Origin of the sequence: Mycobacterium paraseoulense (assembly GCF_010731655.1) — a bacterium.
GTDB lineage: Bacteria > Actinomycetota > Actinomycetes > Mycobacteriales > Mycobacteriaceae > Mycobacterium > Mycobacterium paraseoulense.
The window spans coordinates 3,466,211-3,484,818 of sequence record NZ_AP022619.1; the positions used below are offsets into that span (position 1 = coordinate 3,466,211).

18 protein-coding genes are annotated in these 18,608 nt (G+C 66.6%); 5 read left to right on the top strand and 13 right to left on the bottom strand.

Annotated elements, in window-relative coordinates; translation table 11 throughout:
• Positions 1-206 precede the first annotated feature (206 nt).
• The gene (locus G6N51_RS16080; protein ID WP_142274820.1) at positions 207-1,763 is read left to right on the top strand and encodes an LCP family protein; all 1,557 of its coding nucleotides are present in this window, start codon (positions 207-209) and stop codon (positions 1,761-1,763) included.
• Between the two features lie 55 nt (positions 1,764-1,818).
• Here G6N51_RS16080 and G6N51_RS16085 read toward each other — a convergent pair whose 3' ends face one another.
• A complete protein-coding gene (locus G6N51_RS16085; RefSeq protein ID WP_083167864.1) occupies positions 1,819-2,610 on the bottom strand; it encodes an SDR family NAD(P)-dependent oxidoreductase in 792 nt (263 codons plus the stop codon).
• Positions 2,611-2,686: 76 nt separating this feature from the next.
• Here G6N51_RS16085 and G6N51_RS16090 point away from each other — a divergent pair, with 76 nt between their 5' ends.
• Positions 2,687-3,580, top strand: coding sequence for an NAD(P)-dependent oxidoreductase (locus tag G6N51_RS16090; protein WP_083167860.1), 894 nt, complete (start codon positions 2,687-2,689; stop codon positions 3,578-3,580).
• On the opposite strand, the gene G6N51_RS16095 is transcribed toward G6N51_RS16090, so the two are convergent.
• Both G6N51_RS16095 and G6N51_RS16100 read right to left on the bottom strand, forming a co-directional pair.
• Complete coding sequence (locus G6N51_RS16095) at positions 3,563-4,393, bottom strand: SDR family oxidoreductase (RefSeq protein WP_083167857.1); 831 nt, start codon at positions 4,391-4,393, stop codon at positions 3,563-3,565. The genes G6N51_RS16090 and G6N51_RS16095 overlap by 18 nt on opposite strands.
• Before the next feature lie 104 nt (positions 4,394-4,497).
• Positions 4,498-5,421 carry an enoyl-CoA hydratase gene (locus G6N51_RS16100; protein WP_083167853.1) on the bottom strand — a complete coding sequence of 308 codons (924 nt, stop codon included), beginning with the start codon at positions 5,419-5,421 and terminating at the stop codon, positions 4,498-4,500.
• A 272-nt stretch (positions 5,422-5,693) separates the two neighbouring features.
• Between G6N51_RS16100 and G6N51_RS16105 the strand changes: the two genes are divergently transcribed.
• From G6N51_RS16105 to G6N51_RS16115, 3 genes are all read left to right on the top strand, one after another.
• Complete coding sequence (locus G6N51_RS16105; protein ID WP_102419489.1) at positions 5,694-5,858, top strand: hypothetical protein; 165 nt, start codon at positions 5,694-5,696, stop codon at positions 5,856-5,858.
• A complete protein-coding gene (locus G6N51_RS16110) occupies positions 5,859-7,340 on the top strand; it encodes an alpha,alpha-trehalose-phosphate synthase (UDP-forming) (RefSeq protein ID WP_083167848.1) in 1,482 nt (493 codons plus the stop codon).
• A gap of 84 nt (positions 7,341-7,424) precedes the next feature.
• Positions 7,425-8,003, top strand: coding sequence for a hypothetical protein (locus G6N51_RS16115; protein WP_083167844.1), 579 nt, complete (start codon positions 7,425-7,427; stop codon positions 8,001-8,003).
• 9 nt (positions 8,004-8,012) lie between these two features.
• Here the strand turns inward: G6N51_RS16115 and G6N51_RS16120 are convergent, their stop codons facing one another.
• Genes G6N51_RS16120 through G6N51_RS16165 form a run of 10 tightly spaced genes read right to left on the bottom strand, consistent with a single transcriptional unit; the run spans position 8,013 to position 18,452 of the window.
• The gene (locus G6N51_RS16120; protein WP_083167841.1) at positions 8,013-8,504 is read right to left on the bottom strand and encodes a mammalian cell entry protein; all 492 of its coding nucleotides are present in this window, start codon (positions 8,502-8,504) and stop codon (positions 8,013-8,015) included.
• On the bottom strand, positions 8,504-9,193 hold the full coding sequence (locus tag G6N51_RS16125) for a mammalian cell entry protein (RefSeq protein WP_083167837.1): 690 nt from the start codon (positions 9,191-9,193) through the stop codon (positions 8,504-8,506). Before G6N51_RS16125 ends, G6N51_RS16120 begins: the two co-directional genes overlap by 1 nt.
• The gene (locus tag G6N51_RS16130) at positions 9,193-10,917 is read right to left on the bottom strand and encodes a virulence factor Mce family protein (protein WP_083167833.1); all 1,725 of its coding nucleotides are present in this window, start codon (positions 10,915-10,917) and stop codon (positions 9,193-9,195) included. Before G6N51_RS16130 ends, G6N51_RS16125 begins: the two co-directional genes overlap by 1 nt.
• Before the next feature lie 13 nt (positions 10,918-10,930).
• On the bottom strand, positions 10,931-12,085 hold the full coding sequence (locus G6N51_RS16135) for an MCE family protein (RefSeq protein WP_083167829.1): 1,155 nt from the start codon (positions 12,083-12,085) through the stop codon (positions 10,931-10,933).
• Positions 12,085-13,515 carry a virulence factor Mce family protein gene (locus G6N51_RS16140; protein WP_083167824.1) on the bottom strand — a complete coding sequence of 477 codons (1,431 nt, stop codon included), beginning with the start codon at positions 13,513-13,515 and terminating at the stop codon, positions 12,085-12,087. The genes G6N51_RS16135 and G6N51_RS16140 overlap by 1 nt, the downstream gene beginning before the upstream one ends.
• Positions 13,512-14,576 (bottom strand): virulence factor Mce family protein, encoded by a 1,065-nt coding sequence (locus G6N51_RS16145; RefSeq protein WP_083167819.1) that lies wholly within the window; start codon positions 14,574-14,576, stop codon positions 13,512-13,514. Before G6N51_RS16145 ends, G6N51_RS16140 begins: the two co-directional genes overlap by 4 nt.
• The gene (locus tag G6N51_RS16150) at positions 14,566-15,618 is read right to left on the bottom strand and encodes a virulence factor Mce family protein (RefSeq protein WP_083167815.1); all 1,053 of its coding nucleotides are present in this window, start codon (positions 15,616-15,618) and stop codon (positions 14,566-14,568) included. The genes G6N51_RS16145 and G6N51_RS16150 overlap by 11 nt, the downstream gene beginning before the upstream one ends.
• Positions 15,618-16,820, bottom strand: a complete 1,203-nt coding sequence (locus G6N51_RS16155) for an MCE family protein (RefSeq protein WP_083167810.1) — start codon at positions 16,818-16,820, stop codon at positions 15,618-15,620. Before G6N51_RS16155 ends, G6N51_RS16150 begins: the two co-directional genes overlap by 1 nt.
• A gap of 17 nt (positions 16,821-16,837) precedes the next feature.
• Positions 16,838-17,680 carry an MlaE family ABC transporter permease gene (locus G6N51_RS16160; RefSeq protein WP_083167805.1) on the bottom strand — a complete coding sequence of 281 codons (843 nt, stop codon included), beginning with the start codon at positions 17,678-17,680 and terminating at the stop codon, positions 16,838-16,840.
• A 7-nt stretch (positions 17,681-17,687) separates the two neighbouring features.
• On the bottom strand, positions 17,688-18,452 hold the full coding sequence (locus tag G6N51_RS16165; RefSeq protein ID WP_083167801.1) for an MlaE family ABC transporter permease: 765 nt from the start codon (positions 18,450-18,452) through the stop codon (positions 17,688-17,690).
• Between the last annotated feature and the right edge of the window lie 156 nt (positions 18,453-18,608).

Here is an 18,608-nt window from a genome sequence, read left to right on the forward strand (position 1 = left end):
CCCAGGGCCAGAAGTCCCTCCGTCCCGGGCCAGATGGACGGCGTCCAGCGTTCCCCGCCAAACGCGCAGGTAGAAGCCGCGAAAATCGCTTCGATTGGGGGCTTCGCAGCAAGCTAACGCATACTTGACACCATGCTCGAAGCGACATCGCCGCAAACCGCTGCCGCGGTGCCTGGTGATGCGCTGGGTACGGGCCGAGCGTTGTGATGGCCCGCTCGGGCGGTGCGCATCACCGCCATCGAGCCGTTCGTCAACCCTCACGATTCCGCAAAGGGTTGACGCGCACCCTCGGCGCGCTGGTCTCCGTGGCGGCAGTCGGCCTGACCGGAGCGGGGTATTACGTGGCCCACGGCGCGCTGGGCGGCATCACCGTCTCGAACGCCCTGCAGCCAGACGACCCGCGATCCAGCGGCGACAACATGAACATCCTGCTGATCGGGCTGGACTCCCGCAAAGACCAGGATGGCAACGACCTGCCCTCGTCCATTCTCAAGCACCTGCACGCGGGCGATTCCGACGACGGCGGCTACAACACCAACACCCTGATCCTGGTGCACGTCGGGGCGGACGACAAAGTCGTCGCCTTCTCGATCCCGCGCGACGATTGGGTGGCCTTCAACGGGGTGCCGGGCTACAACCACATCAAGATCAAGGAAGCGTACGGCCTGACCAAGCAGTATGTCGCCAACAAACTCGCCAATCAGGGCACCAGCAGTCAGAAGGAACTCGAGACCAAGGGCCGCGAGGCCGGCCGCGCGGCGACGCTGCGCGCGGTGCGCAGTCTGACCGGCGTTCCGATCGACTATTTCGCGGAGGTCAATCTGGCCGGGTTCTACGACCTGGCCCAGACCCTCGGTGGGGTGGAGGTCTGCCTCAACCATCCCGTCTACGACTCCTATTCCGGTGCCGACTTCCCGGCCGGGCGGCAGACCTTGGACGCCTCCCAGGCGCTGTCTTTCGTCCGGCAGCGCCATGGCCTGGAAAACGGGGACCTCGACCGCACCCACCGCCAGCAGGCGTTCATTTCGTCGGTCATGCAGGAGTTGCAGGCCGCGGGCACCTTCACCAACCTGGACAAGCTCAAGAGCCTGATGGCGGTGGCGCGTAAGGACGTGGTGCTGTCGTCCGGTTGGGACGAGGAGATGATCCAGCGACTCGGTTCGCTGGCCTCCGGCGGCCATGTCGAGTTCCGGACGCTGCCGGTGGTGCGCTACGACAACATCGACGGCCAGGACGTCAACATCATCGACCCGGCGGCGATCAAGGCGGAGGTGGCCGCCGCGATCGGCGCCTCGCCGACGACCACGACGCCCGCCACCACCGCTGCCAAACCGAGTCCGTCGACCGTGGTGGACGTGGTCAACGCCGGCAGCATGAGTGGACTCGCGACCGAGGTGTCCCGCGCCCTGCAGAACCACGGCTACACGACGGGCCAGACCCGGGACCGCAAATCGGGTGAACCGACGGCGAGCACGGTCGCATACGGTGCCGGCGCGGAGACGGACGCGGCGAACGTGGCCAAACTGCTCGGCCTCGATGCGCCCAGTCAGCCCGATCCCAGCGTGCAGCCCGGTCACATCAGGGTGACCGTGGACACCAATTTCTCGGTGTCGATGGTTGACGACGGCACGACGGACGAAGCGGCGACCACCACAACGTCCAGCAAGGCCAAGACGTACTACTACAACGGCACCACCACGACCTATCCGACGCCCGACCAGGGGAAGCCGATCGACGGCGGCGGGGTCCCCTGCGTTAACTAGCCGGCGGCGATCACAAGCGCGGCGAAGCCGGGCGCGGCGGGTCGCCGCCATCGAATCAGGCGTGCGTTCCGCCGTCGATGCGGATTTCGGTTCCGGTGATGAACGCGCCGTCCTCGGAGACCAGCATGGCGATCACCCCGGCCACCACGGACGGGTCGGCCATCCCGGTCCCGCTGGACTCGACCGTGGTCGGCAGAATCGGCATCAACCTCGAAAACAGTGCCCAGTCAGCGTCCTTCGGGATGTACCCGCCGGTCGCGTCGGTGATCCCGGACTTGATGCTGCCCGGGGCCACGCACACCGCGCGCAGGCCGTCGCGCGCGTATTCGAGCGCCAGCGAATGGGTGAAGGCCTGGATGCCGCCCTTGCTCGCGGCGTAGGCCGCCATGTAGGGGTGCGCGAATGAGGCGGACGTGGAGCTGAAGTTGACGATCGCGCTGCGGGAATTGGCCAACAGCGCCGGAAGGGCTTCCCGCACAACGAGAAACGTGCCGGTCAGGTTGACGCCGACGATCTGGTTCCACAACTCCAGGGTGGTCTGATGGGTGTGCGCGGCGCGCAGGATGCCGGCGGCGTTGACCAACGAGTCCAGGCCGCCGAGCGTTTCGACGGCCCGGCACACGCCGTCGATCACCGAAGCCTCGTTGCCCACGTCCATCGGCATGGTGGTGATACGGCCGGCGGTCCCGGCCTCATCCGCGCGGGCCCGTGTGGCGTCCAGGCCGCCGGCCGCGACGTCGGAGGCCACCACGGTGGCCCCCTCGTCGAGGAGTCGCAGCGCGGTCGCCTGCCCGATGCCCGACGCGGCGCCGGTCACCAGGATCCGCTTGCCCTCGAGTCGCTTCATCGCTGCTCCCTGCTCGTCGCGTCACTAGGCGCTCATCATCGCAAAGGACGGCGCCCTGACAAGGCAGAGTGGATGCATGGACATCGGATTTATCGGCTTGGGCAACATGGGCCAGGGCATGGCCGCCAACCTCGTGAAGGCGGGCCACCGCGTGACCGTCTACAACCGCTCCCCCGAGAAGGCCGAGGGCCTCGTCGAGCTGGGCGCCACCGCCGCGTCGAACGTCGCCGGGGCCTGCACGGGTGACGTGGTGTTCACCATGCTGGCCGACGACCAAGCGGTCGAGGCCGTCACGTTCGGCGAGCACGGGATCGTGGCGGCGCTGGCACCGGGCGCCACGCATGTCTCGTCGAGCACCATCAGCGTCGCCCTGTCCGAACGCCTGGCGGCCGCGCACGCCGAAGCCGGTCAGCGCTACGCGGCGGCGCCGGTGTTCGGCAGGCCCGAAGCCGCGGCGGCCGCAAAGCTTTTCGTCATCGCGGCGGGCGAGGCCCAGGTCCTGCAGCCGCTGGCGCCGCTGTTCGACGTGATCGGGCAACGGACCTTCGTGGTCTCCGAGCAGCCGCACACCGCCAACCTGGTGAAGCTGAGCGGCAACTTCCTGATCGCCTCCGTGATCGAGAGCGTCGGTGAGGCCGTCGCGCTGGTCGCCAAGGCCGGGGTCGACCGGCAGCAGTATGTCGACATCCTCACGTCGACGTTGTTCGCGGCGCCGGTATACCAGACCTACGGCGGGTTGATCGCGCGCCGGGAATTCGAGCCGGCCGGGTTCGCCGCCCGGCTGGGCATGAAAGACGTTCGCCTGGCGCTTGCCGCCGCCGAGCAGTTGGAGGTGCCCCTGCCGGTGGCGAGCCTGCTGCGCGACCGCTTCCTCACCCTGGTGGCCGCCGGCGGTGGGCATCTGGACTGGTCGGCGCTGTCCGCGCTGACCGATCGCGACGCCGGGCTGGCGTCAGACGACTCCGCGTAGCCCGTCGGCGCCGAACGCGGGTTCCAGCATCGCGGAGTAGTCCGGGCCGCGCCTGAGCATGAGCCCACCGTCGACGTTGATGACCTGCCCGGTGATGTAGCAGGCGGCGTCGCTGAGCAGAAACATCGCCAGATTGGCGACGTCCTCGACCTCGCCGGGGCGGGGCAGCGGGGTGCACTGGCGGTAGTCGTCGGCGACCTCGGGCACGGCAAACACCGGTGCGACCAGATCGGTCCGGATCAGGCCCGGCCGGATGCTGTTGACCCGCACCCAGGACGGGCCGAGTTCGTCGGCGGCCAACTGCATCATGTGGTCGACGGCCGACTTGCTGACGCCATAGGCGCCGAACCACCGGTGGGTGTTGCTGGCCGCGATCGACGAGATACCCACGAACGAACCGCCGCCGCCCCGGACCAGCTCGCGCGCGACGTGCTTGAGCACGTACATGGTGCCGTTGACGTTCAGGTCGACGGTGCGCCGCCAGCCTTCCGAGTCCATCTGGGTGATCGGCCCGATGGTCTCGGAGCCACCCGCGCAGTGCACCGCCCCGTGGAGTTGACCGTGCCAGGCCGTCGCGGCGTCGACCGCGCGGGCGGCCTCCTCCTCGTTGGTGACATCGGTCGGCTCGTAGCGAATGGCGCCGCCACCGTCGAGCGCCTCGATCTCGCTGACGGCCCCCGCCAGCCGGTCGGCGTTGCGGCCGACGATCATGACCGAGGCGCCGGAGGCGACGAGCCCGGCGGCCACGCCCTTGCCGATTCCGCTGCCACCGCCGGTGACCAGATACGTCCGGTCTTCGAAAGAAAGCTGCACGCGACGCCCTCTCAAACTGAAACAGGTTCTCGATATCGAACCATGCAGCAATCTGCCCGCGGCAACGGGTGCTGGTGACTCCCGCCGACGTGACCGAGCGAGCGCTACGGCGTATCGCGGCGGGCCACCTGCGTGGGCTTGGCATTGCGCCAGTCCTCGACGTCGGGTGGCAGGCCCACGGCGTACCTGTTCTCGTTGTGGGCCGCCCAGTGCGCGTGCCCCAGCTCGTGGATGTGGAACGCGTGCCGCAGCGCCTCGGTGAATCCCATGGCGTCGGAGGCGGCGTTGACCGAGTCCTTGACGAGCAGCGCCGCCATCGTGGGCCGGTCGGCGATGCGCCGCGCGAATTCCAGCGTCTTTTCCGCCAGCTCGTCGACGGGGAACACCTTGGACACCATGCCGAGCCGGTAGGCCTCATCGGCGTCGAGCGCATCTCCGGTCAGCAGCAGCTCTTTGGCTTTCCGCGGACCGAATTCCCAAGGGTGCGCGTAATATTCGACGCCAGGCATCCCCAGGCGCACCGCGACCACATCGCTGAATTTGGCATTGTCGGCGGCGACGATCAGATCACACGCCCAGATCAGCATCAGGCCCGCGGAGATCGCATTGCCCTGCACCTGGGCGATGGTGATCTTGCGCAAATCCCGCCAACGGCAGGTGTTTTGGAAGAAGTAGTGCCACTCCTGCAGGTAGATCTTCTCCGCGATCGGATCGCGGGTACCGCCATTGATGCGGAAGCTGGGAAGCTGGCTGCGCTCGGCGATCGCCAGCTCCGAGCCCAGGTCGTGGCCCGCGGAGAAGTTGCGGCCGCGCGCCGCGAGGATCACCACACGCACGGTGTCGTCGGCCTCGGCCCGCAGAAACGCCTCGTCGAGCTGAACCAGCAGGCCACGGCTTTGCGCGTTGTGGGCGTCGGGCCGGTTGAGCCAGATCCGCGCGATGTGGCCGTCGTCCAGGGTTTCGTAGCTCACCAACTCTTGGGCGTTGGCGTCGCCCGTCTGAGCACCGGCTTGCTCGGAGACAGTCATTCGGCCCACCTCACTCGTTGTCAGGTCCGATGTCGTTACACATTACGGCCAGTGTGTAAGCGAGTCACCGCTGGGTGGGTGACCCGGTCGCGCGCCGAGGGCCAGCAGGCGATGGTCTCGGGTGGACGCCAGGCGGACCGGGCCGGGTGCGACGCCGACCGTGGTGGCCGCCATTGAGCCCAGGATCAACTTCCCGCTCTGCGACCACGTCGAGGAACCCGAACATCAAGTCCTCACCCACTCGCCCATCCCGCATCACCTACAGTTAAGTCATGGCTACGAAATCTGACCCTGGCGAGATCGGCGACGTCGAACCGGTCGCCGACAGCACCGCGAGCCAGGCCAGGCGGGTTGTCGCGGCGTACGCGAACGACGCCGACGAGTGCCGCGTCTTTCTGTCGATGCTCGGCATTGGGCCCGCAAAACTCGACGCGTAAATGGCTCGCGGGGACGGGCACGACTCGAATGCGCCAACCTTCGGCAAGTCCGACTTCGTGGTGGTCGCCAACCGGCTTCCGGTAGACCAGGAGCGGCTGCCCGACGGCACCACGGCGTGGAAGCGCAGCCCCGGCGGCCTGGTGACGGCGCTGGAGCCGCTGCTGCGCCGGCGCCGCGGCGCGTGGGTCGGATGGGCGGGCATCGCCGAGGAGGAGACCGAGTTCGACGACGAGCCCATCCTCCAGGAAGACCTCGAGCTGCGCCCCGTGCGGCTCAGCGCCGACGACATCGCCCAGTACTACGAGGGGTTTTCCAACGCCACGTTGTGGCCGCTGTACCACGACGTCATCGTCAAACCGATCTACCACCGCCAATGGTGGGAACGCTACGTCGAGGTCAACCGGCGCTTCGCCGAAGCCACCTCCCGCGCCGCCGCCGAGGGCGCGACCGTGTGGGTGCAGGATTACCAGCTGCAGCTGGTCCCCAAGATGTTGCGTGAAGTGCGGCCCGACCTGACCATCGGCTTCTTCCTGCACATCCCGTTCCCGCCGGTGGAGCTGTTCATGCAGCTTCCCTGGCGCACCGAGATCGTCGAAGGCCTGCTCGGCGCCGACCTGGTGGGCTTCCACCTGACCGGGGGCGCCCAGAATTTCCTGTTCCTGTCCCGTCGGTTGATCGGCGCCAACACATCGCGCGGATCTGTCGGGGTGCGCTCGCGATACGGCGAGGTCGACCTCGGCTCGCGCGTGGTCCGGGTGGGCGCCTTCCCCATCTCCATCGACTCCGGCTCGCTCGACCAGGCGGCGCGCGACCGCGACGTCAGGCGGCGGGCGCGGGAGATCCGCGCCGAGCTGGGCAACCCGCGCAAGGTGCTGCTCGGCGTCGACCGGCTCGACTACACCAAGGGCATCGACGTGCGGCTGAAGGCCTTCTCGGAGCTGCTCGCGGAGGGCCGCTCGAAACGCGACGACACCGTGCTGGTCCAACTCGCGACGCCGAGCCGCGAACGTGTGGAGAGCTACCAGATCCTGCGCAACGAGATCGAGCGCGAGGTGGGCCACATCAACGGCGAATACGCGGAGGTCGGCCATCCGGTGGTGCACTACTTGCACCGCCCGGTCCCCCGCAACGAATTGATCGCCTACTTCGTGGCCGCCGACGTCATGCTGGTCACCCCGCTGCGCGACGGCATGAACCTGGTGGCCAAGGAGTACGTCGCATGCCGCAGCGACCTCGGCGGTGCGCTTGTGCTGTCCGAATTCACCGGCGCCGCAGCCGAACTCCGGCAGGCGTATCTGGTGAACCCGCACGACCTCGACGGCGTCAAGGACGCGATCGAAGCAGCGCTCAACCAGCCCGTCGAGGAGGGCCGGCGCCGGATGCGGGCGATGCGGCGCCAGGTCCTCGCCCACGACGTCGACCGCTGGGCGCGGTCATTCCTCGACGCGCTGGCGGAGCCGCGTCCGCGGGATGGCACGTAGGTCCCGCGAACCCATGGTGTTGCCGCGTAAACGCTGTGATACTCGATGCATCGGCGAAGGGGAAGGCCCGGAAGGGAGGGAACCGTGAAGCTCCGTCGCGGGCTGGCGGCTGGCGCCGGCATATTCTCGGCCGTCGCCATCGGAATCGCACTGGAATCGGGTGACCCGGCGCATGCGGTCGGACCGCCGCCCGACGGCAACTACAACTTCAACGAGGCGGGCGTCTCCGGGGTGACCTGGACGATCTCGGCGCTGTGCGACCAGCCGTCCGGAACCCGGAACATGAATGACTATTCCGACCCGATCGTCTTCGCGATGAACTGCGCCCTGAACATCGTGAGTTCGACGCCCGAACGGATCACCCCCGCGGACAAGTTGCAGAACTTCAGCGGTAGGGCCCGGATGACCAGCATGATGTGGACGTTCAAAGTCGAGAAACCCGACGGTGTTTCGTGCCCCGGGGGCGGCACCGCACCGTCCACCGACACCTATGCGTTCAGTGACGAGAACATGAGCGGCACTCACACCACCCTGCACGGTGCCGTCTGTGGGATGCAGCCGGAGATGAAGAAGCAACCGTTCTCGCTCCAATTGTCCGGGCCCCCGCCCAGCCCGGTCGAACGTTACCCGTTGTACTGCAACGGCATTGCGATGTGTTACTAGCGCGTACGACTAGATCGGCGTGATGTAGGCGATCAGCCATTGCTTGCCGATCTTTTTGAAGTCCACCCGTAGCCGGCTGCCGTCGTAGAGGGGCTGGCGCGATTTGTCGGTCACCGTGCGGTTCATATAGACCATCAGCGATGCCGAATCACGCTTGGCTGACATCACCCCCACGCCCACCACGTTGGCCTGGACGACCACCTCGCGCTTCTTGGCTTCCGGGATGATCTGCGCGTTGGCGCTTTTGCGGAACTCCTGACGGTAGTCGGGTGTCAACAGGGGATACGCGTCACTGAGGCTGCGCTCCACCGTCTGGTAGTCGTAGGCGAAGACTTCGGGAATCTCCTTGGTGGCCAGGCCCGGTAGCACCGCACGCGCCGCCTCCTCGCCCCGGGTCTGTACCCGACCCCAGTAGAACCAGCCGGCGGCCGCCGACAATCCGACGAACACCAGAACCAGGAGGTAGCCCGCGACGACGAGCAGCCTGCGCCGCCACCGCATCAATTACCCCCGTTGGGATACTTCAGGTCGTAGCCCGTCATCCGGCCCTGCTCGTCCTCATGGACGATCACCCGCAGGCGATAGGGCATGGAGGGCTTGTTCACGCCGTCGATGTCGGCGACGGTGACCCGCACGGAAACAAGCACGGACGCGTTGTCGGTCACGTTGTCGATGCCCTCCAGGGCGGCGCCGTTGATGACGGCCTCCGACGTCGCGTTGGTGGAGCGGAAGATGCCCTTGAGGTTCTCGATGTTGTTGTTGGCGCCCAGCATTCCGCGCAGCGGTCCGCTGGTGCCGTTGTAGAACCGGTTCACGCTCTCGTCGATGTTGTCCTGCTTGTAGCTGAACATGTTGACCACCGTCTGCGTGGCGGTGTCGACGAAGCGCTGGTCGCGCGCTTGCTGGGCGTTGGCGTGCCGATGCTGCACGACAAGCAGGGCCAGGCAACCGGCCAGCGCGCCGATGGCCAACAGCCCGGCCGCCAACGAGATCCAGGCCACCAAGGCGCGGTGCGGCCGCCGCCGCGGTGGGGGCTTGACGGAATTGAGGGCCCTGACGGGCTTGGCCGGCTGCGTCGGCGCGGCGTCGACTTGCACCGTGGCGGCCGGATTCGCCTCGCCCTTCGCGGGGCCGGCCGCGCGGGAGGCCCGACGACGAACGCGCGGTTTGTTGGTCGGCTCGTCTGCCACTACATCGGCCTCGGATCAAGCATCAGGTCCACCCAATTCTCGGCGCTCGACGCGCCGCTAGCACCGGCCGCGAAAATACCAGTGCCGCCCGCCGGGTCCTTGAACGCGCCGGTCTTCTCGTCATAGGTGGCATACGCCGGTCCGCTGGCCTGTGGCTGTCCGCCGGGCGGCGGCCCCCACGGCTTCTCCGGTCCGGGGCCCGGCGGCGGGGGATTGATCCCTTCCGGCGGCGCCGGCGGCGGCAGCCATTTGGGGTACGGCAGCTGCGGTGGCACGGGCGGAACCCCGGGCGGCTGCCACGACGTGAACGGCGGTGGTGGCCCGTTGTCGTTGGGCGGCGGCGGGTCGAACGCCGGTTGCTTGTTGGGCAGCGGTCCCGGCCCGGGGACCACCCCGGGCGGGGGCGGCCCGACGATCGGGGTGCCCGGATCGGGTTCGGCACCCGGCGGGATGTACGGGAACTTATTGGGCGGCAACACGTTCAGCCCGTTGGTTACCGGAGTGTCGTAGGGCACCGGCGGACCGCGCCACGGGTTGCGACCAACGGGCACATAACCCTTCGGGTCACGGCAGAGCTGGATCGTCGGCGCCCGTTTGCCGGGAAACTCCTGACAGGGGTAGTTGCGCGCGCCGCGCACGGTACTCGGATCGTTCTGGGCGACCTTGCAATACATGTCCCGCGGCAGCTCCCGCACCGTCTCATCGGCGGGTGTGCGCATCAACGGCGGCGGGAGGAAGCCGACGGCGCACGGCGGGGGGTCGTTGAGGTCGAGCTTGAAGTCGAGCTTGGCGCCCTCGTCCTGCGGGGCACCGCCGGCGGCCGTGGTGATCGCGGCGAACAGCGCCGGCAGCACGACCAACAGCTGCTCGATCGACTTGTGGTAGATCACGCCCACCCGGCCCAGGTTGGCCAGGCTGGCCGCCAGCGCCGGGAAGGAGGGGCGAATACCGGAGAACGCGGTGCTTGCCTCGTCGGTCGCACCGGGGGCGGTGGCCAGCGTCGAACGCAGCTGCGGGTCGGCCTGCCGCACCTCGGAGGTGAACCGCGCCAGCCCGTCGGCCAGCGACTTGATGTCGGCGCCGGCGCGAATCTGTGCTTCCAGGAACGGACCGGCCTGGTCGATCAACTGCGAGGCTTGCGGGTAGTTCGCGTTGGCCTCGTCGACCAACAGCCGGGCCGACTCGAACAAGCGCGCCAGCTCGGGGCCCGATCCGTTGGTCGCGATGAAGGTCTCGTGCAACAGCTCGCGCAGCCGGGTGTCGCCCAGGCTGTTGGTCAGCGCCTCGGCCCGCTTCAACAGATCGGCGACGTCCTGGCCGATCCGGGTGTTCTGTCGCTCGATCCGAAACCCGTTGTGCAGTTTGGTGGATGCCGGTGTGCTCGGGGGCACCAGGTCGATGTATTGCTCGCCGACGGCCGACACGCTCTTGACGGTCGCGGTGACGTTGGACGGGATGGCAGTTCCGCTGTTGAGTCGCATCGCGGCGGTGACGCCGTTGGGGTTGAGGCCGACCGACTCCACGCGGCCGACGGCGACGCCGCGATAGGTCACGTTGGCGTTCTTGTACAGGCCGCCGCCGGCGACGAAATCGGCTGTCCCGGCGTAGGTTCCAAGGCCGAACGTGGCGGGCAGTCGCAGGTAGAAGATCGCCATCACGGTCAACGTGATGGCGGTGATCACCGCGAATATCCAGAGCTGGATCCTGGTGAGTTTGTCGTGCATGTGCGTCGGCCCCCTACTGTCCTGAAGCCGTGCCGGGCGGAATTTTGAACGGGTCGGCGGCCTGTCCGGACAGGTTGGCCAATTCGCCGACCAAAAAGTCGGGCGGATTGAGGATCTCGTTCATGTGGGCCATGTTCGGGTCGAAATACGCCGTCGTGAAGAATGTTTCACCGATCCGGCGGAGTGTGAGGTCGAAGGTGGTGAACACATTGAGGTAGTCGCCCCGCACGGCGTTCTTGATACCGAAGTTGGGGAAGGGGAACGTCAGCAAGAGCTGCAGCGAGGTGACGAAGTTCCTCCGGTTGTCGTTCAGCGCCTTGACGGCCGCGTACAGGTCCTTGAGGTCGGCGGCGAAGTCCACCTTGGTCTTGGCCAGGATGTTCGAGGTGACGTTCGCCAATTTGTGAAGCGCGCTGAACGCCTCGACGATGTGGTCGCGGTTCTTGTTGAGCACGCGAATCGCGTCGGGCAGCGTGTCCAGCGCCCGGCCCAGGTTGTCCTTGTCACGCGCCAGGCTCGCGGAGAATCGGTTCAAGCCGTCGACCGCATCGATGATGTCGTTGACCTGCCGGTTGAGTCCCGCGGTCAGTTCCGCCAGGTGGGGGATGAGGTCGGCGAACTGGTCCTGCCGGCCGGCGACGGCCTGATACGTCTCGTCGGTGATCTCTTCCAGCGCACCGACGTTGCCCTTGTTCACCACGACGCCGAGGGCCGACAGCACCTCTTCGGTGGTGGGATAACGGCCGGTGTGGGACTCGGAGATCTTCGACCCGTCCGTCAGCCGGCCGACACCCGGCTTGTCCTTCGGGCGGGCCAGGTCGATGTGCATCGAACCCAGCAGCGACGTCTGCGCAACGGTCGCCGTGGAGTTGGCCGGCAGCACGACATTCTTGTCCAACGACAATTTCACTGCCGCGTAGAACGATCCGTCGGACCGCTGTTGGGCTTGAACGCCCGAGACGCTGCCGACGGTGACGTCGTCGACCATGACCGGCGAGTTCTGCGGCAGCGTCGCCACATCGGGCAGGTCGACGGTGATCGAGTAGCCGCCACCGCCATGACCGGCGGTACCCGGCATCGACAGGGAGTTCAACCCGCCGTATTGACAGCCCGCCAGCAGCGCGCTACCCGCCGCTAAAGCGCCGCCACGCAACCACATTCGGTTCATCAGCCGCCCCCCTGACCGGCCGGCGGCGTCGCCTGGCCCGGCGACGGCCCCGGGAGGGGCCCGAAGGCGCTGCCCGGAGCGGGCCTCGGCGCGGGCCCGGCATTCCCCAAGGCCGGCGCCGGCGGCTGGCCGGTCGGCGGTGCCGTCGGAACCAGCAAGGCCTGCAGGTCCGCCGGGTTCTGGGCGGCGGGCGGCGTCTTGGCACCGTTGGCCGGGATCCAGGTCAGCTCGGGGACCGGAGTGGCCGACTTCGCCTGGGTTTCCGGGGTGTCGTAGATGATCTGGCCTTTGTAGGCAGTGATCGTGTTGAGCGGGTGGAACATGATCGGCGGGTAGTTCACGGTGAGCCGGCGCAGCACGGGACCCAGCCGCTCACGACACAGTTCCGCGCGCCGGTAGTAGTCGGGCGCGCGCGGGCCGCCGGCCGTCTCGAAGGACCCACCGCAGATGAACTGCACGGGGTTGGCGAATTCGGGTATCGACAGCAGGCCGTTGAGCGTGCCCTGTGCCGGGTCGTAGATGTTGTAGAAGTTGGCGATGCCGGGGCCCGCCACATGCAGCACCTGCTCGATGTTGTCGCTCTGGTCGCTCAGGGTCTTGGCGAAGTCGTTGAGGTTGTTGACCGTATCGATGATGGTCGAGTTGTTCTCATGCAGGAATCCCCGGATGTCGGAGAGCGCCTTGTTCAGCGTGCCCAGGGTGCTGTCGAGGTGCCGCGAACTGTCGGCGAGCACCTGCGAGACCGAGGCGACGTTACCGGCGAACTGCACGATCTGTTCGTTGCTGGCCGACAGCGCGTTGACCAGGACCTGAAGGTTCTTGACCGTGCCGAAGATGTCGCTGCGCGAATCCCCCAGCCGTCCAGCGGCTTGGGAGAGTTCACGCAAGGCGTTGTGGAAAGACTCGCCGTTGCCGTTCAGCGTGTCCGCGGCCTGGTTGATCGCCCGGCCCAGCGGCCCCTGCATCGACCCTGTGGTGGGGCCGAGCTGAACGGCCAGTTGCGTCAGCGACTCCTTGACCTCGTCCCACTCCACCGGCACCCCGGTCCGGCTCAGGCCGATGCTCCCACCGTCGGGCAGCACCGCCCCGCCGGTGTAGGCAGGCGTCAACTGAATGAACCGCGCGGACACCAGGTTCGGCGACATGATGATGGCCTGGGCGTCCTTCGGGACCTTCACGTCCTTGGACACCGACATGGTGATCTTGACGTCGGACGGGCGCGGCTCGATCGTGTCGACCCGACCCACCGGAACGCCGAGAACGCGGACCTGGTCACCGGGGTAGAGCCCGACCGCGGAAGTGAAGTAGCCGACGATGCTTCGCGTATTGCCGGTCGACGACAACACATACACGCCGCCCACCAACACCGCGATGAGCGCGATGGCGGTGGTGTAACGCAGCCCCCGGCTGCCGGCGATCCGCTGCATCATGGCGACTTCGGCCTGATGATCCAGCGCTCCTGGATTAAGCCGCGCAGATAATCGGCGAGGCTGGCCGGCATCTTGCCCGGCTGGTAGAAGAAGTCGAACATCGTCGCGATCAGCGGCGCGGGGATCACACCGTAGACGTTGACGTTGAATCCCGGTCCGGACCCGACGACCTCGCCCAGCTCGGTGGCATAGGTGGGCAGCCGTTTGAGGGCCTCGGTGATGTAGTCGCGGCGCTCGTTGAGATTGCTCAGCACGTCGTTGAGCTTGCTCAGCGCGGGACCGAACTCCTTGCGGTTGTCGGCGACGAAGCCGGAGATCTGCGCCGAGAGGCCCTGGATCCCCGAAATCAACCGCCCCAGGGCGGCGCGCCGCTCATCGAGCGCGGCGAACAGCGCGTTGCCGTCGTCGACAAGTTTGTTGACTTGGTCGGCGCGCTGGGACAGCACGCCGGTCACGGACTTCGCATGCGCCAGAAGGCTTTGCAGCGCCTCGTCACGGCGGTTCAGGGTGCGCGACAGCGTCGTCACACCGTCGAGGGCACCGCGCAGTTCCGGAGTTGCGCCTTGCAGCGTGTCGGTCAGTACGTTCAACGCCTGCTCGAACTGCGGCTTGTTCAGGTTGTTGGCGTTCTGCCCCAAGTCCTCGAGCGCGCCGGCCAGCGTGTATGGCGTGGTCGTCCGGCTCAGCGGGATCGTGGTTGATCTGCCGCTGCCGGCCGGGCTCACCGCGATGGACCGCTCACCGAGGATGGTGTCGGTGCGGATCGCGGCCAGCGACTGGTCACCGACGGCGACGTGGCGGTCCACGCTGAAACTGATCTTGGCGCTGTCGCCGGCCAGGCCGACGGACGTCACCTTCCCGACCTTCAAGCCCGAGACGTACACCGCGTTGCCGGGATTGATGCCGCCGGCGTCAGCGAAGTAGGCGTCGTAGATCTTTCCCTGCGGCCAGAACGGCAGGCCCGCGTAGCCGAATGCGATGAGCACGACGCACACCACCAGCACCACCCCGAAGATGCCGGTGCGCAGCGGATCGCGCTCACGCTTTGCGTTACTTGGCAAAAGCGCACCTCCCCTTGCTGGGATCCACTTGGCCACCAAGGGGCAGCAGGATGTCGCTGCCGGCCGGGCCGTTGATCTTGATCGTCACCGAGCAGAAGTAGATGTTGAAGAACGATCCGTAAGCGCCCAGGGCAGCCAGCCGCAGATAGTCCTCGCCCAGCTGCTCGACGTCGTTGTTGACTTCGGCCTTGCGGTTGTCCAATTCGGTCGCCAGCGGCCGGGTGTTCTCGAGGATGCCCTGCAGCGGTCGGCGCGAATTCTGCAACAGCTCGGTCAGATCCGTCGTCGTCGAGGCAAGCGGCGGAATGGCGCCGGCGATGTCGTCCTTGTTCTTGGCCAAGCCGCTGATCAATTGCTGCAACTGGTCGACGCTGGCCGAAAACTGTGCGCTGCGCGCATCGACGGTCTTGAGCACCGTGTTCAGGTTGTTGATCACGTCACCGATGAGTTGGTCGCGCTGGCCCAGCGCCGAGGAGAACGCGCTGGTGTCGGCCAGCACGTTGGACAACGCGCCGCCCTGCCCCTGCAGCAGTTCGATGACCGCACTGCTGATCGTGTTCACCTTGTCCGCGTCCAGCCCCTTGAGGACCGGCCGCAGGCCGCCCAGCAGCGCGTCGAGATCCAGCGCGGGCTGGGTGTGTTGGGCGTTGATCGTCGCGCCCGGCGGCAGCTTTCGCAGCTCGCCCGGTCCGGAGGTGATCTCCAAGTACCGGTCGCCGACCAGGTTTTCGTAGCGGATCACCGCGCGCGTGGACGAATAGAGCGTATAGCGCTTGTCGATTCCGAATGTCACGTCGATGGTGTTGTCCGGGTTGAGCTTCACGCCGGACACCGCACCGACGGGCACGCCGGCGATGCGCACCTTCTGCCCCGCCTTCAACCTCGACACATCGGTGAACGTTGCGTGGTACGTGCTTTCGGGGCCGAAGCGGAAGTCGCCGAAGACCACGACCAGTCCCGCCGACACGATCAGCATGGCGACCGTGAAGATGCTGACCTTGATCATCATCGAGCGGTGCGTCGGCATGCTCCCGGCGGCCATCAGAAGTCGTCCCGTTCGGCGAAGGCGCCGTGGAACAAGAACTGCAGCGTCGAAGGCGCGTCGAACTGCAGTTCCGTGAACGGCTCGTAGGGGATGTTGGCGTTGTCGGTGACCAGGAAGGGAGCACGGTAGAACGATCCGCCGGTCTGCTTGGTCGGAATGTCCGGCAGGCCCCGACAGTTCGGGCCTCCGGAGGCGTTGACGACGGGCAGCGACTCCGGATACGTATACGACGGCGCGCCCAGCACGAAGCTCGAGGACGTGAACAGGCCCGCCTTGCGGACCCCAAGCAACGGCGCGAACTCCTTGATACCGCGCTCGATCCCGGCGAACAGGCAGCCCAATTCCGGTGAATAGTCGGCAGCCACCTTCAGCGGGGCCCGCAGCCGGTTGATGGCGTCAATGAAGTTCTGTTCGGCCGGCTGCAACGTCTCGTAGGCGTTGTTGGCCAGGCCGATGGTGGCCAGCAGGGTGTCGTTGAGGTTGTTCTGCTGGTCGACGACCGTCTTGTTGATCGTTGGCAGGTTGTCGAAGACGGTGTTCAGGTCCGGGGCGGCGTCGGCGTAGACGTTGGTGACCACCGCCGCCTTGCGGAAGTCCTCCTGCAGCGCGGGCAGTTTCGGGTTGGTCTGGCGCGTCAGGGTGTTCAGGCCCGACAAGATGCTGCCGAAGTCGTCGCCGTGACCGCGCAGACCTTCGGACAGCGCGCTCAAAGTCCCGTTCAGCTCGACCGGGTCGATCTTGTGCAGCAGGTCCATCAGCGACTGGAACAAGGTGTTGACTTCCAGCTGCACCGCCGAGGCCGCGACGTGCGCGTCCGGGCGCAGGGAGGTCGGCGAAGGGTTCTGCGGCGGAAGGAATTCGACCGACTTGGCGCCGAAAATCGTGTTCCCGGCGATGTGCACCGCCGCATTCGACGGGATGAAATGCATGTCGTTGCTGTTGATGTGGAGCGTCAGCTGAGCCTGGTCACCGGAGTAGTCGATGGCCTCGACCTTGCCGATCTGGATGCCGCGGTATTTGACCTTGGCGCCCTTTTCCATCACCAGCCCGGCACGCGGAGCCGAAACGGTGACCTTGTCGACCGAGGCGAATGCCGCTGTGTAGGAAAGGTAGGTCACGACGGCGAACGCCACCAGCAGGCCGGCCAGCACCGCGGCTGCCAGCCGGACGGAGGTACGTCGCGTTTCTGTTTCTGCCATGTCTTTAAGCGGTCCTCTTACCCGGAGAGGTTGAAGTTACCGGACGCGCCGTAGACAGCGAGTGAGATGAACAAGGTGATGACGACGACGACGATCAGCGACGTCCGCACGGCCTGACCGACCGCGATCCCGACGCCGACCGGGCCGCCGCTGGCGTTGTAGCCGTAATAGGTATGGACGAGCATCACCGCGATGGACATGACGATCGCCTGCAGGAACGACCACAGCAGGTCCGACGGGATGAGGAACGTATTGAAGTAGTGGTCGTAGAGGCCTTTGGACTGCCCGTTGATGTACACCGTGGTGAACCGGGCAGCGAAGAACGCGGCCAGCACCGACAGCGAATACAGCGGGATGATCGCGATGAGGCCGGCGATCAGCCGGGTGGACACCAGGTAGGACACCGATTCCACCGCCATGCATTCGACCGCGTCGATCTCCTCGGACACCCGCATGGCGCCCAATTGCGCGGTGGCGCCGGCGCCGATCGTGGCCGCCAGCGCGATGCCCGCGATCACCGGCGCGACCACCCGGACGTTGAGAAACGCCGACAAGAAACCGGTCAGCGCCTCGATGCCGATGTTTCCCAGCGAGGAGTACCCCTGCACGGCGATGACCCCGCCGGACGCCAACGTCAGGAAGGCCGCGACGCCGACCGTGCCGCCGATCATGACCAGCGCCCCGGCGCCCATCGTCATCTCGGCGATCAGCCGGACCGTCTCTTTGCGGTATTTGGTGATCGCGTGGGGCACGTGACGCACCGTCTGGCCGTAGAACAAGGCCTGCTCACCGAAGTCGTCGACCGGCTCCTGGAACCGTAGGGCGAGGTTCCGCAGCCGGTAGGTGACGTCGTAGCTCATCGAGTACTCACTTCGCCGAGATCCGTACACCGATGGCCGTCATCACCACGTTGATGACGAACAGACAGATGAATGCGTAGACGACGGTTTCGTTGACCGCGTTGCCGACGCCCTTGGGTCCGCCCTTGACGGTCAGCCCGCGGTAGCAACCGACCAGCCCGGCCATGACCCCGAACAGCAGCGCCTTGACCTCGGCGAGCACCAGCTCCCGCAGGCCGGTCAGGACGGTCAACCCGTTGATGAACGCCCCGGGGTTGACGCCCTGCAAGAAGACGGAGAACACGTAGCCACCGGACAAGCCGATTGCGCACACCAGGCCGTTCAGCAAGAGCGCGACGACGGTGGAGGCCAGCACGCGGGGAACCACCAGCCGGTGGATCGGGTCGATGCCCAGCACCCGCATCGCGTCGATCTCTTCGCGGATGGTCCGAGCGCCCAGGTCGGCGCAGATCGCCGTGGCTCCCGCACCGGCCACGACGAGCACGGTCACCACCGGACCCAACTGGGTGATGGTGCCGAACGCCGTTCCGGCGCCGGACAAGTCGGCGGCGCCGATTTCGCGCAGCAGGATATTGAGGGTGAACGCCACCAGCACGGTGAACGGGATCGACACCAGCAGGGTTGGGACCAACGACACGCGCGCGATCATCCAGGTCTGTTCCAGGAACTCGCTCAACTGGAACGGCCGGCGAAAAGTCTCGCGGCCGGTGTCGATCATCATTTCGAAGAACCCGCCGACGGCACGGGCGGGAACCGCAAGTTGTTGCATCAACTCGACTCTCCCCCTCGGCTGCTCGCGGCGAAGGCTATGCGTCGCCTTTGCGCTGTCTTCCGTCGCATGCGGCTCGGTGTGAGCCGGATCATATTAACTCAGAACAAGTTAACGGTGTCAATGAAGAGCATTTCTTTGTCCAAAACGTTAATTTGC